This window comes from Corallococcus sp. CA053C (genome assembly GCF_003611675.1).
GTDB lineage: Bacteria > Myxococcota > Myxococcia > Myxococcales > Myxococcaceae > Corallococcus.
In genome coordinates, this window is the sequence record NZ_RAWA01000065.1 from 1 (window position 1) to 23,518 (window position 23,518).

A 23,518-nucleotide genomic window follows, 5' to 3' on the forward strand; every position below is an offset into this window, starting at 1 on the left:
GGGGAGGGAAGGGGGGCGCGAAAGAGGGCGTTGACTCAAGAAAGCGGGTCGGATAGATCCGCCTCCGCTTCGCCGGGCCCGAGAGCAGTTCCTGGCGCAGCACCGGATATCGGGGAGTGGCTCAGCCTGGTAGAGCACTTGGTTCGGGACCAAGGGGTCGCAGGTTCAAATCCTGTCTCCCCGACCATCAGTGAAGCGGGCTGGAGTCCGAAAGGTCTCCAGCCCGTTTTCATTTTGGGGCTTGCTGCTTCGTCCTTGCCAGCATCCGGATGGCCGTTGACTGGCCGCTGGGCTCAGGTGCAAGTAGCGCTGAGTAGTGGAGAGGTTCTGGTGCCCGGCCAGCTCCTGGATGGCCATCGCCGGGGCTCCGGCCATCGCCAGCCGGGAGCAGAAGGTGTGGCGGAGGATGTGGATGCCTCCCGTCACCTTCAGCCCGGCCAGGCGCTTGATGCGGCTCATCCACTTGTTCAGCAGCACCTGGGTCACCTTCGGGTGGCCATCGGCCCGCCAGAGGATGCGCTCGCCCCGGAGGTATCGCTGCTTGCGCAGGGCGTCCGCCAGTCGGGCGGTCATGCTCACCTGCCGGGCACGCCTGCCCTTGGACAGGGTGACGAGCCCTTTCCGCTCCGAGCGGCGGACGTGGATGACGCCACGGGTGAAGTCCACGTCCGTCTGCTCCATGGCGATGATCTCCCCGCAGCGCGGCCCCGCCTCTCCCCGAGCAGGATGAAGACGAGGTGCTGGTGGTCCACCTTCGCCGCCGCGTTCACCAGCCGCTCGAACTCGTGCGGCTCGTAGAACTCCATAGTGGAGGGCGCCACCTTCAACAGCTCAATAGTGGCCGTCATCTGCTCGATGACGCCCCATTTGATCGCGGTGAAGAAGTTGGCGCCCGCCGTGTAGATGTGAAGTATTCCATCACCGCGTTCGACCGCCAGGAGCAGGCGGAAGCGCTGGCTGGCTGCGAACGCACCTCAAGGTGAGCGAGGCCGCCTTGGAAGAACGACGCTCCGCCTGACTCACGGCGCATCGTTGTCGCATGTCAGGCTTTGCGAAACGAGCTCTTCACCAGCCCGGCAGGGCGAAGCACGGGATGAAGCCTGAGCGACTACAGAGGCAAGCGCCTGAGAGACAGGCCTCGCCAACATGCAGCGCGGCGGTCGTACCTGTCAGGGGAACCGGTGTCCCAACCTCTGCTCTGTGGAGGGGCACTCCACCAAAGGACACGTGCTCCTGTTGGACTCACAGCAGAGGAAAGGAACTCCCAGATGTCACTCATCATCCAGACCGCGAATCCCCAGGCACTCCTGGACTCGATTCGCAAGGCCATCGATTCCGGCGTCGTCCAGACGTGGAGTTACGATACCGATGGGGACTTTACGCATACGCCGGAGCAGTGGGCACGCAAAGCCTGGCTCAAGCCCCACGTTGCCCCCGGGGTTCTGTCCTTGGGCTTGCTTGGCCCCAAAGGGGGCGGCATGACCACGACCGTCTACGGGGTCTACCACGGCAGGTTCATCGAAATGCTCTTGACGCACTTCCCCCAGCACTTCACGCACGCGGGAGCCTCTGCATGGAAGGACACGGCATTCGACGTCTTCACGTGAGGTGTATGACACCGGCCCATGGGCCCACGTCACGGCATCAGGCAGCATCCGCCCGAGCGCAATGACTCCCAGGACTCCACGGTTCGCATCCGCGACAAGCGGGGGCCGCTGGGGTCCATGGTGACGGCAATGCATCGGCGCGGCAAAAACGGATTTCCCCGCCACACGCATCAAGCCACGTGAGAACCAGGATCCACCGCGGGCCGCCGTCTGGCGTGCGGCCCTGGCGCTGCTCAATCGCTCGATGAATCCTCAGTCACCACGATGCTTCCCCACCAGGAATCAGGTTCCTGCCAGGAAACGGAGCACAGACGCTCGTCATCGCGCAGGTCAATCAAGCTCCACAACTCGCGATAGGCCGCGGCTCGCGCATCGAACTTCGAGAGCCCTCTGGCGATTGCGCTTCCAATATCCGCCCTTCGTAACAAGAACATCACGGACTGCAAGTCATCTCTCCGGTGGATCCAGGCCCGGGCCATCTCATGGATTGAGTCTGGGTCCTCCTGATTCAATTCAATAATATCTTCAAACTCTTTTTCGATTTCATGCCACTCATAGATGGCTGAACTCTCAATGAGTTCCTGTTGGTCCGCCTCAAGCATCTGGAACCATTTCACTGCGGCGGCGGTAGGGTCCATGTGACCTGCGCTCAGCCATTTTTGTGTCCGCTCGCGACTTGTCTTGTTGGGTGAGGACCAGAGGCGCGCCAATACGCCCGCGGCCGCCACCCTCTTGAAAGGCCGCCGGGATTCCGCGAACTCCTTCGCAAGCTTGAGGAGCCATGTCTGTACGACCGTCTGACCCAGGAGTCTATCGATATCAGGCGCTGGAATCTCAGGAGGCTTCGAAGGCTCCCAGTTTGTATCCGCCGGCCATTTCGACTGCATGAATAGCATCAACCCTGTCTGTTCCATTCGCAGCACCCAGACAAGGTCATCGTGATGTCCCAGGACATAGGCGGGACGTTCGCGCACATCAAGAAATGCAAGCCCGTCACGTATCCACGACCAGGCGCCTGCGAACCGGATTGAGGGTTGCTGGGCTGTTGTCGCCAGGAACAAGACGCGCTGTTCCCTTTGCCACGATGACAATTCGCCACCAGGTAAGAGGGCTCGCAGTGAGTCGAGCTGGAGGGGAATCCGCTCGTGCAGATGCTCTAGCAGCGCCTCCCAGTCCACGCGCGTATGCGGCAACTGCACGGGAACACCATGCGCCCTACCTTCATCTCCGGAAGGAAGCGCCGCGCGCTCCACGAGATCAAGCTCCATGTCTCGTGGGAACCCCAGCATCTCAAGCTCTTCTTGAGCCAGATGGTTCATGGCGCCGTTCTGCTGTTTGTGGGTGCTGCCCATGTTTTTCTCAACGGTATCTTTTGTTTCTTCGAACAGTTCCAGGTTGCCCCTGTAGCAGCGTAACACCCAGCCCAGTCCTTCGCATCGCCCCTGGACATAAGCAGGGCGTGTTCGCGAATCGAGAATGGCAACACGCTCATCCAGCAATCTCCAGAACCCCGAGAACGCGGCCATTCGCCTGCAGGTCACATTCTCATTCCACTTGAGGAAGGCGATTCGGGTGTCGTGGGCCCAGTGCTCAATCTCTGTGCCTGGAAGACGATGTTGAAGGGCAAGGAAGTGGGTTCGTACCGACTCCCGTTGAACCGATAGCGCTCGAAGCAACTCGTCATGCCTCTTCAAAGTATCGCCAGGTGGGCGTCCTCTGACAGGTGACAAACTTGCTGGGGCCGCCTTGCGCTCAACGAGTCGCAATTGCACCTCGCGAGCAAGTCCTAGCAGCGCCTGCTCGGCACGACGGAGCTGCTGGTCGAGACCGAAGCTGGAGCCATTGCCCCATGACCGGGTTTCCCTGTGTTGGAGCAGCCACTTGGCAGTGGCTCCTTCGAACAGCGTCAAGGTGCCATTGAGGACCCGCAAGAGCCGTGTGCGATCGTCCTCGTTCCAGATTGCATACGCAGGCCGAGTTCTCGCATCAAGCAAAATGGTTGTATCATCCAGCCAGGCACAATCCCCATAGAGGGCAGTATTCCCAGACGCAGCACTGGAGACGACTGCCACATTCCGATTCTGGGACCACCTGGACAAGCCCAGCCATGGCGTGAAGGTGCCTTCTGGCACATTCAGGGGAATAAACGAATCCCCATATTCCAATTGAGCAACGAGCTGCTCATGGGACCATGAGAAAGAAGGATGGCTTTCTATTTTTGATTCCGTCCCCGGAACATCCCCGCGATCAATGACGATGGTCTTCAGCGGGGACTCAGGATCGATTCCGAGCGCTTCCCGTTCCTCGGGAGCAAGCGAGGATGCGAACTGTAGAGCGCTCATGTCGTTCCCTCCTTCTGATTCCTCTTCATCCAAGCGGACAGCTGAATGACCTGCTTGAGCTCATCCGAGGAGAGACATCCTTTTTCTTCAAGCCACCGCGCCATGGTGGTCAGGTGGTCGCGCAGGCGGCCATGCCGCTTGTAGACCCGCTGCGCCGCCTTCTCTTTTTCGGCGATGGAGGCGCCAAGCGCCAGACGCTCGCGTCCGAGGAGGATGCTCTCCATGTCGAGTTCTCCGGAGAGCAGCCCGCTCAGCTCGGCCCAGTCCTTCTCAAGCTCCGGCAGATGATCGGGGCGCCGCTTCTGGCGATATGCCTGATAGACGCGTTCCAACAGTTCGCCAGCCTGCTTCAACTCGACCCGCTCCTCGGACACCGGCCGCACCTCGACGTCTGGCACGGAATCCACCATGACCTCACGCTTGCCTTTGCGGTCGCGCAGGATGGCCATATGCCTGAACATGGTCCGGAGGTACTCGCGGCACTCGCCCTCGCTCTTTCCCACGAGGGCATGCACGCCCTGCGACGCGAGCTTCTCCATCATCGTCTGAAGGATGTCTTCAAAGTCGGCATCCTGCAGGCGCCAGGAGGCAGCATCCGCTGACAGCGTCGACTTCAGCTTCACGGACAGCTGCTCCCAGGCCTGCTGAGATGTGCTCTGGTGCGTAACCAGGCCCAACAGTTCGGCCAGCCCCATCACGCTTCCTCCACGGTTCGGCGGGCGATCAGTGCGGCCGACCAACGGTCCTGCGACTCGCGGGCGAGGCCCTGAACCTCGGAGGGCCCCGCGAACGCGATGGTCGGCAGCCCCCCCATGCCGGGAACGCGAACCTCCACGGGGAGTCCGATGTGGCCCTTCGCCAGCTGGCGGAACTCGTTCCACGTCTCGGCCCTCGGGACGATGAACCGCAAACGGTTCATCGCCATGTCAGCCACCGCGAGCCCGGCGGGCATGTAGGCATCAAAAGGTTCGGGCGCGCGACATTCCACCTCCACCCCATCCCCCACGCCCTTTGCGCGAACCTTGGCCAGCAGCGCCTCCACGTGCTCGCGCGTCAGTTCCACGAGAACTCCGTTCGGACCGAGGTGAACCTTCCGCCCGGAGAGCCGCAGCGTGATGTGGGTCGAGGCTCCAGGTGCCTCGTACAGGAGGAGCAGGTGCTCGAGGTAGAACTCGAGCATCACCAGGTACTGATCCGCCGAAGCATCAGACCGGGTCGCCAGCGCTGAACCCGGGAGCTTCACGACGGCCACCAACTTCCCGTTCATGTGCCGCGCGACGTCCTTCAGAAAGTACAGGCCGCGCTGCTGCACCTCTTCGAGCACCTCTCCCAGAAGCGAATAGGAGTCCGGCTCATTCCGCCGGAACCACTGATCACAGTCCTTCAGGTCGTGAATCTCCGGCAGTGCGAGGGGATGCTTCAGGATGTCGGGGAGGTCGCTGCGAGCAAGCAGGACCTTCTCGACCGCGGCGAGGTTCGGGAACGCCCCCCGCAGCTTCTCCTGCTTGGCGGGCCGGAGCCGACGCCAGCTCAGGGCATGGTACGAGCGCAGGTTGAGGTGCGCGGCATGCGGCGGAAACGGGATGTACGGAAGTGCCCGACGCAGCATCGCCTCCAAGGCCCCTTCCGTCTTGGAGTCCACCGCCAATACCGGCCCCCCGACACCGAGGACCTCGGACGGGCAGTCAAAGTTGCCCGTCTCATCGACACAGGCCAGCAGCTCGGTGCGTTCGCCCACGGATGGCGCTCCTCTCCGACTCAGCGCACGGACAGCGTCGTCCGCGCGCCCCCAATGGAGCCAACTTGCGTGGCGCTGTCCCCGATCAAGTCAGGTCTCTTCACCGGGCGGGCGGTTTCCAACAGTCCGGGTTTCACCAGTGCACCTTTCTCAGAGAGCGGATGGCGCTCCGCGCATGAAAGAGGTGCGAACGCGCCAAGTTCTGACAGGTGCGCGGACGTGCGATGTCCGCCGACTGCTGGAGGGCAATCAGCCGGGCGGGCGGCTTGGGACGGCATGTGAGCAGCGCTCAGACCACGGGCTTGCGCTGCTTCCGGTAGACTGCGTCCACCCCGGCCTCCCGGAGCCGTCGCGCCAGGTCGGCGTACGCTTGGCCCGCAGGGTTTTCGAGGAGCCACTGCGTCTCCTCCGCCATCAACACCGAAGTATAACAGCACCTAACAAAAGTCAGGGCTGGGCTGGCCGTTGGAAAGGGGCGTCCTCAGCTTGAGGGACATGGTCCGTGAACTCGTCCCCGACGCCTTCTGGCAGCGCGTGGCGCCCCTGCTGCCTCCGCCACGGCCCAAGAAGAAGCCAGGCCGCCCTCGGGCGGACGACCGGGCGGCGCTGGAGGCCATCGTCTTCGTGCTCCGGAGCGGCATCCCGTGGGAGATGCTGCCTCGCAAGCAGTTCGGCCTGTCGGGCATGACGGCCTGGCGCAGGTTGGAGGAATGGACCCGCGCCGGCGTGTGGGAAGAGCTCCAGGCGCGGCTCCTGGACGAGTTGGGACTGCGAGGCAAGGTGGACCTCTCCCGCACCTCCATCGACTCCTCGTCCGTGCGGGCGTTAAAAAGGGGGCTCTCACGGGCCCAAACCCGACGGATAGAGCGAAGGCGGGTAGCAAGCATCATCTTCTCGTAGAGGCCCACGGACTGCCGCTCACCGAGTCGGTGACGGCGGCCAACGTGCACGACACGCACGAACTCTTCCCGCTCGTCGACTCCGTGCCTGCGGTGAGGATGCCTTCAGGGCAGCGACGCTTCCGCCCGGCGAAGGTCCACGGAGACAAAGCCTACGCCTCCAGGAAGAACCGGCACGGCCTGCGCCTTCGCGGCATCACTCCGCGCATCGCCCGTCCAGGCGTGGAGTCCAAGGAGCGTCTGGGGCGCTGCCGCTGGGTCGTGGAGCGCACGCTGGCCTGGAAGAACCAGCTCCGCAGGCTTCGAGTCCGCGACGAGCGTAGGGACGATGTCCACTTCGGGTTCCTCGTCCTCGGCTGTTGCGTCATGCTCTTGCGTCGCCTCTACCCTGACATTTGTTAGAGACTGTAAACGCTTGGCCATAGGTGCACCCGCTCTCGCGTGAGAACGTTGCAGCGCCCTTGAGGGAGAGGGCTCTGCAAACAGCGACCGAGACGGAGCCAAGTCCGAGCCTCAGAGCCATCCAAGGTCGCGGACGCGATTTCCCGCGTCGCGCAGCGCGGAGTACACATCGCCCTGAGCGCTGGGACCACGTCGCAGGAAGACGAAGTCGAGGCGCCTGAGAGCCGGCCACGACTTCAACCAAGCGTGCCCTTCGCGAAGCTTCCCTCGCCCGACGTCGAGTCCGGTGGACTTGTCGGTCGTCTCCAAGGTGAATGGACGGTCCACTTCCCAGAAGAAGTCCTTCATGGTGGCGCTTCCGCCCTGCGTAGACTTCTGCCGACTCGGCAAGTACCCGTACACCACGACGTTCTTGAGGGTGTGCTCGGCCAAGAGGTATGCGAGCAGTGGAAGTAGGGTTGTTGTTGCGCCCAAGCCCAGGAACCTCAGTGCAGCCTCTTGCTGCGCTGGGCTCGCCTTCTTGTCGTAGATGGAATCGAACCCCCCTGCAGTCGGCTGTGGCGAAAGGTCTAGGTGAGGGACTCCATCGCGATGGCGCCGGCCAACTGCTGCCTCGAGAAAGGCATCGGACTTGTCGAACCAGTCCAACTGGCCGCGTTCTTGGTGGAAGTAGTCGCCCTGCCATTTCCATTGAAGCTCTACGTCTACGGAGTCGGGGATGCGCTCGCGCTCAATCTCCCGATTGCTCGGGTTGAGTGCCACTGTCACAAGTGGAGCGGCAGTCCCAACGCGCGGCAACCCGAACCCAATCACAGGGGGCCACCGTTTGGACGTTCCTTCGAACCACGGGGACATCTGCGGAACGAACTCGTCCCGCAGTTGAAGGCTGCGGGCGAAGAGCGATATAAAGAAGGCCAAATCCATGCATGGTCTCCGAGGTGCTGTGTTCGGGGGCTCTGAGGATATGTCTCACGGGGCCGCTGGTCATCTGTTCAAACCAGCGGCATTCCTTGCTGCTGCGCGGCTGCCTGGTCTCGGCCGCAAGCCAATTGCGCCGGAGCCCCCACGCCCTTCCCGCGGGAGTAGCCGACCGGGAGGAGCGACACCCAACTGGGCTCGGTGCCCTGCGCATTCGCCCTGTATACGTGCACTGCGGCACCGCCAACCTCTTCTGCGCGGTAGAATCCCGGGCGGGGTGGCACTTCGTGAAGGCGTCCGCGCACCGCAAGGCCCCCGACTTCGCGGAGGCCCTCAAGGACGTCGCTGCGCACTCCCCACGTGCCAGGCGAATCCACCTCGTCCTCGACAACCGCAACATCCACTCCCGCTTCTCCCTCATGCGCCATTTCGGCTGGGGGGAGGGGCTGCGGCTGTGGAAACGCTTCTGCGTGCATGACACGCCCGTGCATGGCAGTTGGCTCAATCAAGCGGAGGTAGAAGTCTCTCGTAGCGAGGGGCTGCCTCGGGCGGCGTCGCCTCCCCAGCCCCGGGACCGCGAAGCCGTCCGAGCACCGGGGTACCCAGGGCCCTTGAGTATCCCGCCTGGAGTAGAACCACCGGCGCAGGCTGTCAGACCGCGAAGGCATGCTCCCTTCGACTGACACTCGAACGAAGGACGTTCATGGCAACCCTGAAACAGCTGGCGTTCCGGATGGCGCGGACCCCTGCCTCCGGCTCCCTGGTGCGCTTTGGCTTCGCGCATGCGGACCGGCTCCTGCCCCTCACCTCTGTGGACCGCTCGGAGCAGGCCGCCATCTACCGCCACCCGCGTCCCGTCTACGGCACCTTCCACCACATTGCCGTCCCGCTGCGGGGCGTGCCGGACGTCTTCGCCCTGGCGCACCCTCGCCACGCCTTGCTTCGCGCGGGCCTCTTCGCGCTCATCGCCGGCGCACGGCAGCGGGCCCCCGCGTCGGTGCTCGTCAACGCGGGCCCCCGGCAGGACGTGGGCCAGGTGCACTTCCACCTCACGGACGACACGCCCTTTGGCGACGCCGTCCGCTCGGAGCACCTCACCTGGCCGGACTGGGACACGGCCGTCCTCGCGCTGACCTCCGTCCCCGACATCCAGGAGCGCTACCGCGCCGGCTTCTCCCTGCTCCAGGACTCGGGGGGCCCTCGGGTGCGCCTCATCTGAGGCTTCAGCGCGGGAGCGCCGTGGGGGACCAGAAGCCTGCCAGCGCTCCCGAGGCGTGGGCCTCGGTGTAGCGGCGCAGGTCCTCCGCATTGTCCGCTTCCAGCCAGCCGGACGCGATGGGCACGGCGTGGACCGCCACACCTTCGGAGATGAGGTCCTGGAGGAAGGCCGTCATGGAGATGCTCCAGTAACGCGGATCCTTCGCCACACGCTGGTCGAAGCGCTCCAGGAGCGAGTGCAGGACGCCGGGACCGAACCGCAGCAGTCCGATGTATTGCCCCTGCACCTCCTCCACCGAACGCACCCGCGCGCCAATCTCCACGATGCGCTCGCCTTCGAGGCGCAAGGACTCGCAGTCCGTCGTGGGGTCCTCCATCCGCAGCTCCCAGAGCCGGCGCCACTGCGTGTCGATGGCGACTTCGACGTCCCGGGACGCGGCGAGCATCCGCGCCAACACCTTGTGCGAGAAGACGATGTCCCCATAGGAGACGAGGACCGGCTCCGTCCGGGACACCACCGGCAGGCTGAAGCGCAGCGTGGAGACCATGTTGCCGGTGGTGTAGGCCGGGTTCACCACGACGCGCACGTCTCGCCCCGCCTGGGTCAGCTCCGGATACGCGCCGGCCATCACCGTGACGTCCACACCGAAGTGCTTGTAGACCGCCAGCTGATGGTCGAGCAGCGGGGCTCCCGCCAGCTCCACCAGGCACTTCGGACGATTCGCCGCGAGCGGCCCCATGCGGGTGCCCAGGCCCGCGGCCAGGATGATGGCTTTCACGTTTCGTACGCCTCCATGACTTCAAGGACTGCGGCAAGGTGATGAGGCTCCCGCTCGGGGTGCCAGAGGACGCCCAGCCAGCGCCGCTCCCTGTTCGCGAAGGCCTCCACCGCGCCGTCCTCCGCGCGCGAGAGGACGCCCCATCCGTCGGGCAGGGAGTCCTCCGCCACGCCCCAGTGGTGGAAGCTCGCCACCTCCGCCGGGCCCCGCCACGCCTGGGCGAGGGGACCCGTCAGCGTGTGGCGCACGCGCACGTGGCCTTCGACAGGCACCAGCCGCATCCCCGCGAAGCGCGCGAGCATCTGCGCGCCCCGGCACACGCCCAGCACCGGCGTCCGCGTCCGGGCGGCGAGCGACAGCAGCACCGACTCCGTCTCGTCGCGCGCGGGGACCGCATCCAGTCCCGTTCCCGGCGCGTCGTTGCCTCCACTCAGGATGACGAGCCCCGGACGGAGGGCTTCGAACTGGGCGACGGCCGCGGCGGCCACGTTCACCGCGGGGAACGGCACCCAGCCTGCCTCCCACAGGCCCGCGGCCCAGGAGTCCTCGAGCGCATCCCGCACCTCCGGACGCCCCGGGACACGGTCGCTGCGCTGGGTGATCAGGACCACGCGGCGCTCACTCATGGACCAGCCTGCGCCCCCCGCAGTCCAGCGTCATCACCCGCCCACCCGACAGCCGCCGGAACTGCTCCCGTCCCACTCCGATGGCGGCGGGCAGCTGCAGCTCGGTGCAGCGCACCGCCATGTGCGAGTTCGCGCCCCCGTACGCCGTGACGATGCCGGCGACGCCCAGCGCGAGCAGCCCGTCGTAGCCGGGGTCCGCGCGCTCCAGCAGCACGATGTTGCCGCGCACGCTTTCCGGATCCGGCAGCCCGTCCGCGACCAGCACCGGCGCGCGCACGCACGCCTTGGTGACGAACAGAGGCTGCTCTCCACTGCTCACGTGGAAGAGCAGATGCGACGTGCGCACCAGGATGTCCGGCAGCTCGATGAGGTTGACGGCGGCGGCATGCTCGCGGGCCTCCTCCACGGCGTCGCGGCACCACGACCGGGCTTCGAGCGGCGCAAGCTTCAGGGCCGTCTCCACCTGCTCCAGCGACAGGTGCGCCAGGTCATCCCGGCCCAGCCCGAGGGGCTCGCCCCACTGCGCGAGGTATTCAAGGACGCCACTCAGCGTCTTCGTGAAGACGTGCTTGCCGTACTCGCGCCCCGCGATGCCCGCTCCCAGGTGCGCGAGAAACACCTCGCTGGTCATCGACAGGCCGGCGCTGCGCAGGCCCGCGCCCAGGCGCTCGTGCAGGCTCCGGGACAGCGGGGCCTCCTGCCTGAACGGTTCCTCCGCTCCGGAGGAGATGAGCGGGCCGAAGTAGCGCTCCGGATCCGCGTCATAGCGTGGCACCCGGAGGTCATAGGTCCCCGGGCGCAGGTGCCCGAACTCCGCGACGAGCGCCTCCAGGCCCAGCTCGCCCCTCCGCACGCGCAGCGCGTCCGCTTGCAGCTGCCCCGCCACCGTCCGGATGCGCTGGAGCACTTCGCGCTGCTCGCTCGGATCCATCACGCCCTCGCGCACGAAGCTCTTGAGCAGCGCCGTCACCACGAACGCCGTCCGTGCCAGGTGCGCGAAGGGCAGGGTGCCCAGCTCCCGCAGGCGCGTAAGGACGGGGCCGAGCCCTCCCTCGAAGCCCGGCGCGAACGGCTGGGCCCGCAGCCGCTGCACCTGCTCCACCTGCGCGGGGAGGTCGGCAAGCCCGCGGAGCGTGATGTCCCGCAGCGCGGTGGCCAGGGCGTCCAGCTCCCCTGCATCCAACGAGGACGCGTAGAGCCTCCGAAGCCGCTCGCGCAGGCCGAGGCTTGCGCACGTGTCCGCGATCTCGAACTCCACCTTGTCATGCAACTCGGGGGCGTGGGCCAGCCGGGCCAGCTGCTGGGAGACCAGGACCTCCGCTACTCGCGCCGGGGTGACGGCCGGGATGAAGGAGTTGAGCGAGGCGCGCACGTCCACGTAGGCGTGCCCCGCGAAGTCGCGCAGCAGGGGAATGCCGCGCAGGTCGCGGTACCCGTAGGCCGCGCGCTGCTCCGCCCAGGTCCGGTCCGTGATGAGCCTGCCGTAGAGCGTCCTCGCGAGCGGAAGCGGGCGCCGGCCAATCATCTCCGCCGGGTTCCAGTCCGTCATCGTGCTGTACACGGGCCCGTCTCCGACGACGGGGGCCCTGGGCCGCAGCAGCGCCTGGTGCGCCGTGCAGGCATCCGCCAGCAGCATCGCCCGGCGGACCTCGCCTCCCTCCGGGAGCGACGAACCCTTGGCGATGGGACGCACCTGGAAGAGGTGGAAGTCACCGCCCGCCAGCGCGAACTCGATGTCCAGCGCCTCCACGCCCAGGAGCTTCACCAGCTCACGGCCCACGGTGACGACGCGACGGAGCGAGTCCGGCAACAGGCCCCGGGGCACGCCGTGCTCCACGTACGCGGAGGAGGGCTTCTCCAGGGCTCCCGACGTGATCTGATCCGTGCGCCCGCTGGAGACGTCCGACGCCACCACCCAGTACGAGGCAAGGGTCTCCGGGTGCCGCGCCATCAGCACGCCGCTCTCGCTCACGGGGTGGACGTAGGACTGGAGGAAGACCTTCTCCTGCTCCGCCCCCGGACCGTACGAAGCGAACACGTCCGAGATGGCGCCGCCCACGGCCACGGCATCGCCCGCGTCCACGTCGAGCACCGAGAGGAAGCGTCCCGCGTTCGACGCGGTCCAGGCATCCTCCGCGGAGCAGGAGGAGCGCACCACGACGCGCTCGTTCCCGAAGCGATCCCGAACACGCCGGAGCACGGCGTCCCGGTCCCGGGCCCAGTCCTCGCCCCGCACGATGTGCGGCCGGGAGATGCGCCACGGCCCGTGCAGCTCCGACAGGAGGTCGAGCGTGCGCGCCTTGTCCCCCAGGACGAGCCGGCCCACGGGGGCCAGCGGCTCGCTCGAGACCTCGTCCGCTTCCAGCTCGAAGCGTGCCGCGGCTCCGGCCCGGATCAGCCGGTCCGCCGCCTCATCCAGGTCCCATGCCTCCAGCGTTTCACGCACCGACTGGGTCCTTCCGACGATGAAGCGACACTCGCCCCGCCAGGTCGCGATGACGGCGGGGACCGCCTGGAGCAGCACGCGGAGCGCGCGCGGACGCGGGAGCACCGTTCCCTTGAACACGAGCGTCAGCGGCACGCCGTCGTACGTGGGGGCGAGCGTGCCCAGGACGCGCTCGGCCCAGACGCGCATGGAGGCGTGCACGGGGCCGACGCCGCGGATGCGGCAGTCAGGCGCAACTCCAACCGGAGGGGTGGGGCGAAGCGTCGCGGCTTCGCGGTCCAGGGCTGTCACGGGCAACCTCGCACGAGCGGACGTGGTGCATGGCGCGGGCGCGGCATCGCATTGTGGCCCCTGCCCACGTGTGGTGGATTCGATGCATGAGAACCTTCGCCACGGATGAGCGGCTGGCGTACCGCCGCGTGGGCAATGAGCTTCAGCCCCGCCCGTCCGAGGACCATGTCCTCTCCTACGAGTACCGGTTGATGCAGCTGCCGCTGGTGCGCCCCGACCATCCAGAGGTCGTGCCGTTCGACCTCAAGGCGGGCTACGACTGGCTGGGCACCTACCGCGCGCCCCGCGTCTCGCTGGTGGGCTTCGTGGACTTCGGCGCGTTCGCCCAGAGCCCCCAGTTCAACCGCTTCATGAACGCCGTGGCCATGACCGCCGCGGCCCGCAAGATCGCCTGGGACATCGTCGAGCGGCGCAAATACAGACACCACTTCACCATCTGCAACGGGCTCCACGAACGGATGCCCATCGCGGACATCGTGCCCTTCGTGAAGCAGCGGCTGGAGGGCTTCCCCCGCTTCCGCGTCCAGGTGAAGGGCGGCTGGTTCTGGGGCAAGAAGAACGGTCGCATCTACTTCCCCGTCTACCCGGAGCTGACGGACGGCCCGAACCCCGTGGACCACCTCACGGAAGTCCAGACGCGCCTGGGCCATTCGCTCCACCCGGGCTTCTACATCGGCTGTCTCCAGTTGATGGACCACCTGCGCTTCAACTCCGAGCTGGACGTGCACGAGGCGGACGAACTCTTCGGCGTGCTGCGGAGCTTCCGGGAGACGACCATCGTGGAACTCGACGTGAGCGAGCTCTCCATCCTGCGCACGCACGACGACCTCATCCTCAAGAGCCGGGTCCTTGAACGCGTGCCGCTGACGGGGTGACGGGTTCATTCGAACTCCTGGAGCGCGCTGCGCAGGAGCACACGCTCGTAGGCGTTGCGGATCAGCGCCCCCAGCGGACCGATGAGCCGCGTGAGGTCCGTCTCGCGGTACAGCGCCGGGTGGTGGAGCAACTCCAGCACCGTGGCCGCGAGCGCCGGCTCCACGCGGTAGTCGAACATCCCGGGCCGGCGCGGGTGCGAAAGCCCCGCCTGGACCGCGTCGTCCACCAGCGCTGCTTCCCGGGCCACGACGCGCAGATACACCTCGCGGGACGCCAAGGGCTCGGAGCGCAGCCCCTCCAGCTCGTTCGCTGCCTCGCGCCACGGCGCAATCAGCTCCTCCGGCCAGGGGGCGACGAGCTCCACCTCCTCCGCGAGGCGCAGGCGGAGGTGGACCAGGAACTCCATGGGCGAAGGCCGCCACGCCCGCCCCACGACGGCCCCCGGCAGCTGCTGGACGGTGGAGCTCGCGCGCCGGGTGGGACGCCCTTCCGACTCCAGGAGCATCCGCAGCTCCCGGGGATCGAAGGCCGTGGCGGCCTCTTCAAGCGTGGCGCGCGTGTCGTCCGAGGAATGCATGAGGCTCAGTGCACGCGTCGGGGCCTGGAGCCGGCTGCGCAGGTGGTGCGGTGAGCGCTTGCTCGGATCCGCCGACCCCTTGAGCGACTTGAACGCCGCGCAGGCCGACCGGCCCGGGGTGCGGAGGATGAGCGCGCAGGAGGACTCCAGCAGGTACACCTCGCTCGGGACCGCCCACGTCTTGTCGAGCGCGATGGGGCGGTTGGGGCTGTACACCGCCTCGATGCTGCTCTGCGTGTAGTGGACGAAGCGCCGGTCCACGGCGTGGAAGCCCTCGCGCTCGAGGAGCGCGAGCGCCTCTTCCGCGAGACCGAGCCCAATGGCATACGGGTCGAAGAACGTGAAGACGAACTCCTCACTCCCCGGACGCGAGCCGAAGGCCTCCACGAGGCCGGACACACTGGCAGCGTTTCTCATGTGAGGTCTCCACTGCCGGGTTCCACGAGCCACAGCGCCTCGGAGGGCGCGAGCAGGACGTCCCCGTGCCCCTGACGCCCGCCGAGCAGGTCCTTCCACTCCCGCAACGGCACGGGGACGGACACGGGGTCCACGCCGAAGTTCACCATGACGTGCAGGGGCTGACGGCCATGGCCTCGCGCCAGGTGGAGGACCCCAGGCGCTGGCTGCCGCGCCTCGCAGCTGCTGTCCTCTCGCAGCGCCGGCGTCCGGTCGCGCAGGCGGATGAGGCCCAGCAGGGACTTCAGGATGCGCGCGTGCGCCGGCTGCTGGACCAACGCACGCAGGGCACCCTCCGCGTAGCGGTGCCGGTTCGCGGCGCGGGGGTTGGAGGGCTCGACGCCCACCGCGTCCGGCAGCCCGAACAGCGTGGGGAAGTAGAGGCAGGGCGTGGCGGGGAGCGCGAAGAGCAGCGCGTGCGCGGCCAGGTAGCGCTCGACGTCGAGCCCCGCCTCCGTGGAGAAGATGCGATGCAGGGAGCTGTTGAGCTCGTACGGCCGGGATTCGCCCCCCACGTCCGCGTGGGACACCCGGACACTGGCACGCTCCAGCCGCTCCAGCACCCGCCGCAGCGTGGGGGCATCGAGCGGCGGATCCATGGGTCGCAGGTGCACGCCATCATGCGTCTGGAGGAAGGCGTAGCCATCACGGCCGTGCGCATCCGACGCGGATGCGTTCACCCAGTCCACCAGCGGTCCGCCCTCGCCCGCGAGCGCCGCCGCGAAGACGAGCAGCGGCACCGCGAGGTGGTTGTCGTGCTGCGCCAGCTCGTCGCCCAGGTAGCACCGCGCTCCTGGGCGGTGATCCGTCTCCGCGAGCAGGCGCACCGAAGGGTCCACCAGGTCAGCCACGGCGCGCAGCGCGCGCACCAGCCGCTTCGCCTCCGGCTGGTGCGGCCCTCCGGGAACGCGCTTCCACACGTGGGGAATGGCATCCAGGCGCACGACCCGCGCGCCCGCCTCCATCAGCCGCAGCAGGGTCCCCGCCATGGACAGGAAGACGTCCGGCGAGCCGTGGTTCAAGTCCACCTGGGAGCGCCCGTACGTGCACCACGCCCAGACCGCGCGGGTCCCCGTCTCGAAGCGCTGGAGGAGGGAGGAGGTCCGCACCCGCGTGCCCCATTCGATGGCCTGCGGCCCGGAGAAGAGGTGGAAGTCCCCGGGCCGTCCCTCGCCGCGCAGCACGTCCCGGAACGCTGGGTGTGACGTGGACACGTGGTTCATCACCAGGTCGAGCATCAGCCCGCCGCCCACCTCCGAGAGCCGCTCCAGGTCCTCCCACCCACCCAGGCGCGGATGCACGGCCTGGTGGTCCACCACCGCGAAGCCGTCATCCCCGTCCGACACATAGGGCGGCAGCACATGCAGCAGGGTCGACCCCACGTCGCCCACCTCCTCGTCGATGAAGCGCCGCAGCGCCGCGAGGGGCGCCAGGTCCCCGTCGAGCACATGGTCCGGATACACGGCGATGACCGCGGGCCGCGCGTCCACCGCCGCGCGCCCGGGCTTCAGGCGCGCGCGGACGCACTCCGCCGCCGGGGTCAGCTCCCGGACGAGCGCCTCCGCGCGCTCCGCCCCGTAGAGCTGTCCCAGCGCGTCCCCCAGCCGCGCCCTCGCGGTGGCGCGGACCGGGGTAGCCGTGTTCCCGGAGTCGCTCATTCCTGGTGCTCGAGGACGTAGTCGATGCTGCCCTGGAGGAACTCCACCGCGCGCGCCAGCTCCGGCTCCGCCGCCATGCGCTGGGCCATGCGCTGGTGGAGCGCCTCGATGCGCGTGAGGCATTCGCCCAGCGGGCCCGTCGCGCAGTCCGCGTGGATGGAGAGCCCTTCCGCCAGGAGGGCCCGGTCCACCTCGCCCGCGGTGGCCATCGCCTTGCGCGACTCGATGAGGAGCCACTTGCGCGCCGCGCTCGTCACCCCCAGGGCCGCGAGGATGGAGACCAGCGCCTCCTCCACGGAGATGCGCGCCACATGCCGGCTGGACTCCTCGCTGATGGCGCGGTGGCTGATGGCGTCCTCCAGGTACTCGTGGACCTCCATGAAGTGCCGCACGGTGAGGTAGGTGGGCAGCAGCTCCACCAGGAACTCGTCCCGCCAGCTCGCCACCAGGCCCGGGTTCATGAGCGGAAGCCCCGTGCGCAGCCGGTGCAGGAAGCGCAGCTCCGGGCCGTCGATGATGGGGATGAACTTCAGCTCGGACGGCTTGTAGAGCGCCGGAGCGATGGCCGTCATCCACGTCATGATCTCCGCCACCCGGCCGCGCTCCGCGAGCTCGACGTTGACCTCGATGCCGTCGCAGTACTGGAGCGCCTCACTGAAGCGGCTGTTCTTGAAACGCACTCCCTCCTTCGTCGAGATGAGCGACGTGCGGTGCGGCACCAGCACCATCAGGTCCACGTCCGAGCTGGGTGTGCCATTGCCGGCCGCGAGCGAACCCGTCAGCAGCACGCCGCACGAGGCGGGGTCGCTGACCAGCTCCGACAGGATGCGTTCGACGTCCACGCCGTGCGCGCGGAGCGTCTGCGTGGTGAGCGTTTGACCACTGGAAAGCTGATGCGTGCGCTTCATGATGCCACCTTCCCCAGTCCCTGTTGGGACAGCTGCAAGTCCGAGAAAACATCCGCGCACGCGTCCGCGACGGTGCGCACCATCTGCTCCTCATGCGTCCGCATCACGCTCAGGCGCAGCAGGCCGCGGCCCGCCGGGACGGCCGGGTGGATGACCGGGTTGGCGTAGATGCCCCGGTTCCACAGCAGCCTCCACGCCTGGAGCGTGTCGAAGTCCGCGCCCACCTCCACGCTGACGATGGGACCGTCGGACGGAATGGGCCGCAGCCCGCGCGCCGTCAGCGCCTCGCGCAGCGAGCGCACCCGCTCCTTCAACTGGCCCACCAGCCCCGGGTCCTCCTGGAGGATGCGCAGGGAGGCCAGGGCCGCGGCCACGGAGGCCGGCGTGTTGGCGGCGGTGAAGAGGAAGGGCCGGGTGAGGACGCGCAGCGCTTCAATCTGCTCCTTGTCCCCGAGGATGGCGCCACCGCAGGAGCCCAGGCTCTTGGAGAAGGTGATGGTGATGAAGTCCACGTCCTGGACCACGCCGTCCTCCTCCACGGTGCCCAGCCCCCGCGCCCCCACCGTTCCCAGGCCGTGCGCCTCGTCCACGACGAGCGCCAGCCGCGTCTCGCGGCACACCTCCAGGAACCGGCACAGCGGGGCCCGGTCCCCGCGCATGGAATAGACGCCCTCCACGACACAGAGCCCGGAGGCGGTGTCGTCCTTCGCCTGGGACAGCAGGTGCTCCGGGTCGTTGTGGCCGAAGCGCTTCATGGTCGCGCGCGCCAGCCACACCCCGTCCAGGACGGAGGCGTGCATCTCCTCGTCCACCCAGGCGCGGTCATTGCGGCCCAGGAGCGAGCTCATCAGGCCCAGGTTGGCGCCGTAGCCGGTGGAGAACACCATGGCGCCGGTGCGGCCATAGAAGTCCCGCAGGGCGTCCTCCAGCTCTTCGTGGAGCGCCAGGTTGCCATTGAGCAACCGCGAGCCCGTCACGCCCGCGCCCCAGCGGCCCGAGGCCTCCTGCGCGGCGGCGATGACGCGGGGGTCGTTGGCGAGCCCCAGGTAGTTGTTGGAGCCGAAGTTGAGGATGTCCCGGCCCTCCATGCGGGTGATGGGGCCGGTGGCCGACTCCACCCGCGTGAAGTACGGGAGGCGGCCAATGCGCTTGCCCAGACGGGCCTGCGCCACGCGCGGGTCCCCGAGCAGCCGCTGGATGACGGGCGCCCGGAGGCGGCCCGCCGTGTCTTGTTCAGGTCGTGTCATGTTTTGGGTTCCGGAAGTCGAACGCCAGACTCGCGGCGGTCGCGCAGACAGCGGTGAAGGTGAGGATGACGGCGGTGCTCTGGAGCACGACGCTCCAGCGGCCCTGGCCGAAGGTGGCTTCGTTGAGCGCACGCAGGGCCCAGTAGTGCGGCGTGGCGTAGCCGAGCGTGCGTGACCAGGCCGGCAGGGCTTCGGTGGCGACGATGGCGCCGCCCACCGCGCTGAACGTCACCAGCACCAGGTAGGAGAGGTTGGAGAGCGTGGCGGTGCTGCGCGTGATGGCGAAGAGGAGGAAGCCCAGGGCCGAACCGCTGGTCACCAGCGCCGCGCCTGTGAGGGCCACCTGAAGCACATGGCCGTTCAAAGGCAGGCCCAGGAACACCGCCGCGAAGCCCGTGAAGAGCAGCAGTTGCACGAACGACATCGCGCACGCGGGCAGCACCTTGCCCATGGCGAACGCGAGCACGGAGGGGCGGATCAACGCCTGCCTGCCCTGGGTGTGGTACCAGAAGTCCCGGTAGAAGGCGTGACCGGAGTAGGTCACCACCATGTAGCTGAACATCACCGCGAAGCCGATGGTGGCCCGGCCCATGGCGCCCGGGGCCGCGTCGAGTCCCGACACCGCCGGGCCCAGGATGGCGGAGAGCACCGCGGGCAGGATGAAGATGAACACCATGGCCGTGCGCTCGCGCGCGAGCACCCGCCACTCCGTCAGCGCGTAGCAGCGCACCACGTTGACGAAGTCCGCCACGCCGCTGGGAGCGGAAGCGTCACTGGAAGCGATGTCTTGATTCATGGCCCTTCCGACTCCCGGGCGAAGGCGCTCAGGGACGGGTCCCGCAGCAGGAGGTCGCGCAGCCGGTTGCCGGACAGGCGCAGCTCGGACAGGTGGACATCGGAGGGGACCTCGCCCAGCTTCGAGCGGACCTCCTCCAGGCTGCTGGTGGACAGCGTGAGCTCCCACGAAGCGTCGGCGGGCGGAGACACGGGACGCGCGCCCCGCAGCGACAGCGTGCGCGCCTGGTTCGAAAGGACCGCGCCCAGCGCCCCCAGGTCGCGCGTCTTCCCGTCCCGCAGCAGCACCAGCTCCGTGGACAGCTCCTCGATGTCCTCGGGGTAGTGCGCGGTGACCAGCACCGCCGCGCCCTCCTCGCGCCAGGCGCGCACCCGGCGCACCACCAGCTGGCGGGCCTCGAAGTCGAGCGCGACGGTGGGCTCATCCAACAATCGGATGGGCGGCGCATGGACGAAGCTCGCCGCCAGGTGCACGAGGCGCCGCTGCCCCCCTGACAGGTGATGCACGCGCGTGCGGGCAATGGGACCCAGCGCGAACTCCTCGAGCGTCCTCGCGATGGCGGCCTTCGCCTCCGCGCGCCCCAACAACAGCCGGGCCAGGTGCCCGACGTTCTCCTCCACCGTGAGCACGGGATAGAGCGCGATGGCCTGCGTCGCGAACCCGATGGCGCGGCGGGCGGGCAGCCCTCCCACGTCGAGCCGCACCGAGCCTCCCGTCGTTCCCCGCACGGTGCCGGTGAGCGCCCCCAGCAGCGTCGTCTTGCCCGCGCCGTTGGCCCCGAGCAGCCCCACGGACGCGCCCCCCTTCAAGTGGAGGGAGGCATCGCGGAGCACGGGCGTCCCCTCGGAGAAGGCGAAGGAGAGCCGCTCCGCGCGGAGCAGGACGGTTCCGTGCGTAAGCCCCATGGACTGACGAAGACGCCCGGATGTTTGGATTGGATCCTGAAAAGCTGCTTTTTCAGGAAAAGTGATTTTGTCGGTCATCGTCGGGATGACCTTCTACAGATGCGGTCTGACATCCGGCGTCAGCACCTCGCGTCGAAGATCACGCGGCCGTACCCGTCACGGAGTCCTCATTGAAAGTCTTTCCCATCTGGCACGTCCTGCTCGCCTCCGCGGTGATCTCCCGTGCCGCATGCAGCAAGAAGTCGGAGCCTGCTTCGGCGCCGGACGCGAACGAGGTGTCACCGGTTGGGGGCGGCGCATGCGTATAGGAGGGATGGGAGCCCTGTTGAGGCAGAGGGCTGGAACCGAGGAGCTGAAGAAGGCAGCTGACGCAGCTCCCAGGCTGTGCGCTGTCACGTACGCCAACACCCGGCGCCTGCCTCCAGCGCCCGCGTCCTCTTCCTGCCGCACTCCTGTAAGCGGTCCATGGATTCCTCTCGCAAGAGTCTGGACAGGCACCTGGCTGCGGGGGGCCTCATCCTCTTGATGGGAGGGTGGCGCTCCTTTTCTGTCTCAAGGAAACGACGCGGCCGGCACGCCTTCGCGGACTGCCGGCCGTGTCCGTTCCGTGCCTGCTTCAGCGCTTGATGAACGTCAGCGGCGGCCGGTCGTCGCGGCCCTTGCCCGCGGCCCTGCGTCCTCGAGATGCACCGCCAGACGGCACCCCGTTACGCCTCCTGCATCGCATGGAGGATGCTTGATTCAAGGCCGTGTGCATCGGGCGGCAGAACTGACGCGCGTCCTCGCCCAGCACGATGTCAAGCGTGCTGCGGTGGAGGTTCTCAGTGACCCGGTGTGCCCGTACCGGTCGCGGCAATCGCCGTCGTCTTCTCAGTGCTGTTGCCGCACCCGCGCTGGCAGGCGCGCACCGAGGAGACTTGCAGATTCACTGCATCATTCGTCGGCTCACAGTCTCTCTTTATTTGAGAGGGAGTTGCTCCGCCCACGAAGGGAACCTCGGCAGAAATGCCGTGGCATGGGGTCGAGCTGAACCCCCACTCATGTTGGACCGGGGAGCCGAGCTGCCACTGCCGTGAACGAGTACAGGAGAACCCATGCATCGAAACACAGTCATGCCACCGGGCCGGGCGTCGCGGGCCTTTGTCTATCGGAATTCGTGGATTGCCACGCTGGGAGTGATGCTGCTGTTTGCTGTTTCAGCCAACGGTGCCCAGCCCTCCGCAACCATCACCACCGTCGACATCGATACCAATCAGCGGCAGATCCTGATTTACGGCGACGGCTTCGGCACGAGTACGAGTGTGCCGGCTGTCTCGTTGGGCGGAGTCGAGCTCAGAATCGTCAGCAATGACAGCACCACCCTGGTTGCACTCCTCCCTACAAGCTTCCTGACCAACCCCGGTTCCCACCAACTCGTGGTGACGACGACGGTCAAGCCGTCCACGACGGTCGCGTTCGAAGTCACGATCGGAGCCGTCGGGCCGCCGGGGCCTGTGGGCCCACAGGGACCTCAAGGCAATACGGGGCCGCAAGGGCCTGCGGGGCCCACGGGGCCTCGGGGGGCTCAAGGTGATGTCGGCCCTCAGGGCCCGGTCGGTCCTGTCGGCCTCACGGGGCCCATGGGCCCTGCCGGTCCTCAGGGAGAGACGGGCCTCCAGGGCGCCAAGGGGGATGTCGGTCCTACCGGCCCCCAGGGTGAGGTCGGTCCTCAGGGCCCCACCGGGCCTACGGGGCCGCAGGGGCCCATCGGTCTCACGGGCGCGGTCGGTCCTCAGGGTGAGGTCGGTCCTCAGGGGCTCAAGGGCGATATCGGCCCCCAGGGCCTCAAGGGTGACAAGGGTGATACTGGCCCTCAAGGGCTTCAGGGGCTCAAGGGCGACAAGGGCGACAAGGGCGATATCGGCTCTGTAGGCCCCGTCGGCCTCACGGGCCCGGCCGGTCCCAAGGGCGATACCGGCTCTGTAGGCCCCATCGGGCTTACGGGTCCGCAGGGCCCCGTCGGCCTCACGGGCCCGGCCGGTCCCAAGGGCGATACCGGCTCTGTAGGCCCCATCGGGCTTACGGGTCCGCAGGGCCCCGTCGGCCTCACGGGCCCGGCCGGTCGTGAAGGTGCCATCGGCCCTGTCGGTCCTATCGGTCCCAAGGGGGATACTGGCCCTCAGGGCCTCCAGGGAATCAAAGGCGACAAGGGCGATACCGGCCCTCAGGGCCTCCAGGGAATCAAAGGCGACAAGGGCGATACCGGCCCTCAGGGCCCCCAGGGGCTCAAGGGGGATATGGGTTCCCAGGGCATCAAGGGTGATACCGGCCCTCAAGGCCTCCAGGGGCCTCGGGGCCCCCAGGGCATTCAAGGCATCCAGGGCACTGCTGGCCCGGGTGTGGAGGTGTTTGAGATCAGCATCTGGAACCTCACGGCCCAGCACTCCGGCTGCACCCCGTCGACGATCCTGGCCTATATCAACACAACAACCTACTTCTCCGCCACGTGTACCTCAGCCGTCTTCCGGTACTGCAAGGCGATAGGGAGGAAGGCGGGCTTCGGTCCCTTGGAATTCAATGGCTCAACCCAGGACGTGGTTTTCGCCTGCACGTACTGACAGCTCTCTGCCCACCGCCTCCGCCAGCAGCGCGGAGGCGACATCCTTCCCGGGCAGGAGGTGCCGAGTGAGGGCGCGCGGCTGGCGCAATCGGAGCTGCCAGCTTCGGTGGAGTGGGGGCCGCCGACGGCGGCGGACACCCGGGTCTCGGTGAGCGTCAAGGTAGTTGTCGCGTGAAAGGGTTTAGCCGATGCGCTTCAGTTCCTGCACCTCCGGTGAGGGGTTGAGGCGC

Annotated in this window: 20 protein-coding genes, 1 tRNA gene and 1 pseudogene; 8 read left to right on the forward strand and 14 right to left on the reverse strand. The window is 67.5% G+C overall.

Annotation, left to right across the window (positions count from 1 at the left end):
- The first annotated feature begins 110 nt into the window (after positions 1-110).
- A tRNA-Pro gene (locus D7V97_RS11810) sits at positions 111-187 on the forward strand.
- On the opposite strand, the pseudogene D7V97_RS11815 reads toward D7V97_RS11810, so the two are convergent.
- Positions 166-699, reverse strand: a pseudogene (locus D7V97_RS11815) (tyrosine-type recombinase/integrase); the annotation flags it as partial. The gene D7V97_RS11810 and the pseudogene D7V97_RS11815 sit on opposite strands and share 22 nt — an antisense overlap.
- A gap of 38 nt (positions 700-737) precedes the next feature.
- Between D7V97_RS11815 and D7V97_RS44075 the strand changes: the two are divergent.
- A complete protein-coding gene (locus tag D7V97_RS44075; RefSeq protein WP_147444775.1) occupies positions 738-983 on the forward strand; it encodes a hypothetical protein in 246 nt (81 codons plus the stop codon).
- A 285-nt stretch (positions 984-1,268) separates the two neighbouring features.
- Complete coding sequence (locus D7V97_RS11820) at positions 1,269-1,607, forward strand: hypothetical protein (protein ID WP_120610720.1); 339 nt, start codon at positions 1,269-1,271, stop codon at positions 1,605-1,607.
- 233 nt (positions 1,608-1,840) lie between these two features.
- Here the strand turns inward: D7V97_RS11820 and D7V97_RS44080 are convergent, their stop codons facing one another.
- From D7V97_RS44080 to D7V97_RS11840, 3 genes are read right to left on the reverse strand one after another with little or no spacing between them, the layout of a single operon-like run.
- Positions 1,841-3,949 (reverse strand): hypothetical protein, encoded by a 2,109-nt coding sequence (locus D7V97_RS44080; RefSeq protein ID WP_147444776.1) that lies wholly within the window; start codon positions 3,947-3,949, stop codon positions 1,841-1,843.
- The gene (locus D7V97_RS11835; RefSeq protein ID WP_120610723.1) at positions 3,946-4,644 is read right to left on the reverse strand and encodes a hypothetical protein; all 699 of its coding nucleotides are present in this window, start codon (positions 4,642-4,644) and stop codon (positions 3,946-3,948) included. Before D7V97_RS11835 ends, D7V97_RS44080 begins: the two co-directional genes overlap by 4 nt.
- Complete coding sequence (locus D7V97_RS11840; RefSeq protein ID WP_120610724.1) at positions 4,644-5,687, reverse strand: hypothetical protein; 1,044 nt, start codon at positions 5,685-5,687, stop codon at positions 4,644-4,646. The genes D7V97_RS11835 and D7V97_RS11840 overlap by 1 nt, the downstream gene beginning before the upstream one ends.
- A 495-nt stretch (positions 5,688-6,182) precedes the next feature.
- On the opposite strand from D7V97_RS11840, the gene D7V97_RS11845 reads away from it, so the two are divergent.
- Positions 6,183-6,988, forward strand: a protein-coding gene (locus D7V97_RS11845; protein ID WP_120610725.1) for an IS5 family transposase whose coding sequence is annotated in 2 segments (ribosomal slippage) — positions 6,183-6,525 and positions 6,525-6,988 — 807 coding nt in all. Because the reading frame shifts where the segments join, the coding sequence is not laid out codon by codon here.
- A 111-nt stretch (positions 6,989-7,099) separates the two neighbouring features.
- Here D7V97_RS11845 and D7V97_RS11850 read toward each other — a convergent pair.
- Positions 7,100-7,912 carry a hypothetical protein gene (locus D7V97_RS11850; RefSeq protein ID WP_120610726.1) on the reverse strand — a complete coding sequence of 271 codons (813 nt, stop codon included), beginning with the start codon at positions 7,910-7,912 and terminating at the stop codon, positions 7,100-7,102.
- A 2-nt stretch (positions 7,913-7,914) separates the two neighbouring features.
- Between D7V97_RS11850 and D7V97_RS46765 the strand changes: the two genes are divergently transcribed.
- The gene (locus D7V97_RS46765; protein WP_120610727.1) at positions 7,915-8,589 is read left to right on the forward strand and encodes a transposase; all 675 of its coding nucleotides are present in this window, start codon (positions 7,915-7,917) and stop codon (positions 8,587-8,589) included.
- A 20-nt stretch (positions 8,590-8,609) separates the two neighbouring features.
- Positions 8,610-9,125 (forward strand): hypothetical protein, encoded by a 516-nt coding sequence (locus D7V97_RS11860; protein ID WP_120610728.1) that lies wholly within the window; start codon positions 8,610-8,612, stop codon positions 9,123-9,125.
- Between the two features lie 4 nt (positions 9,126-9,129).
- Here D7V97_RS11860 and D7V97_RS11865 read toward each other — a convergent pair whose 3' ends face one another.
- From D7V97_RS11865 to D7V97_RS11875, 3 genes are read right to left on the reverse strand one after another with little or no spacing between them, the layout of a single operon-like run.
- Positions 9,130-9,903 (reverse strand): NTP transferase domain-containing protein, encoded by a 774-nt coding sequence (locus D7V97_RS11865; RefSeq protein ID WP_120610729.1) that lies wholly within the window; start codon positions 9,901-9,903, stop codon positions 9,130-9,132.
- Positions 9,900-10,529, reverse strand: coding sequence for a gamma-glutamyl-gamma-aminobutyrate hydrolase family protein (locus D7V97_RS11870; protein ID WP_120610730.1), 630 nt, complete (start codon positions 10,527-10,529; stop codon positions 9,900-9,902). The genes D7V97_RS11865 and D7V97_RS11870 overlap by 4 nt, the downstream gene beginning before the upstream one ends.
- The gene (locus tag D7V97_RS11875; RefSeq protein WP_147444777.1) at positions 10,522-13,164 is read right to left on the reverse strand and encodes a PEP-utilizing enzyme; all 2,643 of its coding nucleotides are present in this window, start codon (positions 13,162-13,164) and stop codon (positions 10,522-10,524) included. Before D7V97_RS11875 ends, D7V97_RS11870 begins: the two co-directional genes overlap by 8 nt.
- A 188-nt stretch (positions 13,165-13,352) precedes the next feature.
- Here D7V97_RS11875 and D7V97_RS11880 point away from each other — a divergent pair, with 188 nt between their 5' ends.
- The gene (locus D7V97_RS11880; RefSeq protein WP_120610732.1) at positions 13,353-14,141 is read left to right on the forward strand and encodes a hypothetical protein; all 789 of its coding nucleotides are present in this window, start codon (positions 13,353-13,355) and stop codon (positions 14,139-14,141) included.
- A 5-nt stretch (positions 14,142-14,146) separates the two neighbouring features.
- Here D7V97_RS11880 and D7V97_RS11885 read toward each other — a convergent pair whose 3' ends face one another.
- Genes D7V97_RS11885 through D7V97_RS11910 form a run of 6 tightly spaced genes read right to left on the reverse strand, consistent with a single transcriptional unit; the run spans position 14,147 to position 20,689 of the window.
- Positions 14,147-15,136: a nucleoside-diphosphate kinase gene (locus tag D7V97_RS11885; protein ID WP_120610733.1), complete on the reverse strand. Its 990-nt coding sequence runs from the start codon at positions 15,134-15,136 to the stop codon at positions 14,147-14,149.
- The gene (locus D7V97_RS11890; RefSeq protein ID WP_120610734.1) at positions 15,133-16,833 is read right to left on the reverse strand and encodes an alpha-amylase family glycosyl hydrolase; all 1,701 of its coding nucleotides are present in this window, start codon (positions 16,831-16,833) and stop codon (positions 15,133-15,135) included. Before D7V97_RS11890 ends, D7V97_RS11885 begins: the two co-directional genes overlap by 4 nt.
- Complete coding sequence (locus D7V97_RS11895; protein WP_120610735.1) at positions 16,830-17,741, reverse strand: nucleotidyltransferase domain-containing protein; 912 nt, start codon at positions 17,739-17,741, stop codon at positions 16,830-16,832. Before D7V97_RS11895 ends, D7V97_RS11890 begins: the two co-directional genes overlap by 4 nt.
- Positions 17,738-18,988 carry an aminotransferase class I/II-fold pyridoxal phosphate-dependent enzyme gene (locus D7V97_RS11900; RefSeq protein WP_120610736.1) on the reverse strand — a complete coding sequence of 417 codons (1,251 nt, stop codon included), beginning with the start codon at positions 18,986-18,988 and terminating at the stop codon, positions 17,738-17,740. The genes D7V97_RS11895 and D7V97_RS11900 overlap by 4 nt, the downstream gene beginning before the upstream one ends.
- Positions 18,975-19,784 carry an ABC transporter permease gene (locus tag D7V97_RS11905; RefSeq protein WP_120610737.1) on the reverse strand — a complete coding sequence of 270 codons (810 nt, stop codon included), beginning with the start codon at positions 19,782-19,784 and terminating at the stop codon, positions 18,975-18,977. The genes D7V97_RS11900 and D7V97_RS11905 overlap by 14 nt, the downstream gene beginning before the upstream one ends.
- Positions 19,781-20,689, reverse strand: coding sequence for an ATP-binding cassette domain-containing protein (locus D7V97_RS11910; RefSeq protein ID WP_158623337.1), 909 nt, complete (start codon positions 20,687-20,689; stop codon positions 19,781-19,783). Before D7V97_RS11910 ends, D7V97_RS11905 begins: the two co-directional genes overlap by 4 nt.
- Positions 20,690-21,867: 1,178 nt before the next feature.
- Here D7V97_RS11910 and D7V97_RS46770 point away from each other — a divergent pair.
- Positions 21,868-23,286 carry an IPT/TIG domain-containing protein gene (locus D7V97_RS46770; protein WP_368668899.1) on the forward strand — a complete coding sequence of 473 codons (1,419 nt, stop codon included), beginning with the start codon at positions 21,868-21,870 and terminating at the stop codon, positions 23,284-23,286.
- Positions 23,287-23,518: the final 232 nt, after the last annotated feature.

What these genes read in the sequence shown, in the direction of transcription:
- D7V97_RS11820 (WP_120610720.1), top strand. Translation starts at nt 1,269, where the DNA reads ATGTCACTCATCATCCAGACCGCGAATCCCCAGGCACTCCTGGACTCG.
- D7V97_RS44080 (WP_147444776.1), bottom strand. Translation starts at nt 3,949, where the DNA reads ATGAGCGCTCTACAGTTCGCATCCTCGCTTGCTCCCGAGGAACGGGAA.
- D7V97_RS11835 (WP_120610723.1), bottom strand. Translation starts at nt 4,644, where the DNA reads ATGGGGCTGGCCGAACTGTTGGGCCTGGTTACGCACCAGAGCACATCT.
- D7V97_RS11850 (WP_120610726.1), bottom strand. Translation starts at nt 7,912, where the DNA reads ATGGATTTGGCCTTCTTTATATCGCTCTTCGCCCGCAGCCTTCAACTG.
- D7V97_RS46765 (WP_120610727.1), top strand. Translation starts at nt 7,915, where the DNA reads ATGGTCTCCGAGGTGCTGTGTTCGGGGGCTCTGAGGATATGTCTCACG.
- D7V97_RS11860 (WP_120610728.1), top strand. Translation starts at nt 8,610, where the DNA reads ATGGCAACCCTGAAACAGCTGGCGTTCCGGATGGCGCGGACCCCTGCC.
- D7V97_RS11870 (WP_120610730.1), bottom strand. Translation starts at nt 10,529, where the DNA reads ATGAGTGAGCGCCGCGTGGTCCTGATCACCCAGCGCAGCGACCGTGTC.
- D7V97_RS11875 (WP_147444777.1), bottom strand. Translation starts at nt 13,164, where the DNA reads ATGCGCGTCTGGGCCGAGCGCGTCCTGGGCACGCTCGCCCCCACGTAC.
- D7V97_RS11880 (WP_120610732.1), top strand. Translation starts at nt 13,353, where the DNA reads ATGAGAACCTTCGCCACGGATGAGCGGCTGGCGTACCGCCGCGTGGGC.
- D7V97_RS11885 (WP_120610733.1), bottom strand. Translation starts at nt 15,136, where the DNA reads ATGAGAAACGCTGCCAGTGTGTCCGGCCTCGTGGAGGCCTTCGGCTCG.
- D7V97_RS11890 (WP_120610734.1), bottom strand. Translation starts at nt 16,833, where the DNA reads ATGAGCGACTCCGGGAACACGGCTACCCCGGTCCGCGCCACCGCGAGG.
- D7V97_RS11895 (WP_120610735.1), bottom strand. Translation starts at nt 17,741, where the DNA reads ATGAAGCGCACGCATCAGCTTTCCAGTGGTCAAACGCTCACCACGCAG.
- D7V97_RS11900 (WP_120610736.1), bottom strand. Translation starts at nt 18,988, where the DNA reads ATGACACGACCTGAACAAGACACGGCGGGCCGCCTCCGGGCGCCCGTC.
- D7V97_RS11905 (WP_120610737.1), bottom strand. Translation starts at nt 19,784, where the DNA reads ATGAATCAAGACATCGCTTCCAGTGACGCTTCCGCTCCCAGCGGCGTG.
- D7V97_RS11910 (WP_158623337.1), bottom strand. Translation starts at nt 20,689, where the DNA reads ATGGGGCTTACGCACGGAACCGTCCTGCTCCGCGCGGAGCGGCTCTCC.
- D7V97_RS46770 (WP_368668899.1), top strand. Translation starts at nt 21,868, where the DNA reads ATGCTGCTGTTTGCTGTTTCAGCCAACGGTGCCCAGCCCTCCGCAACC.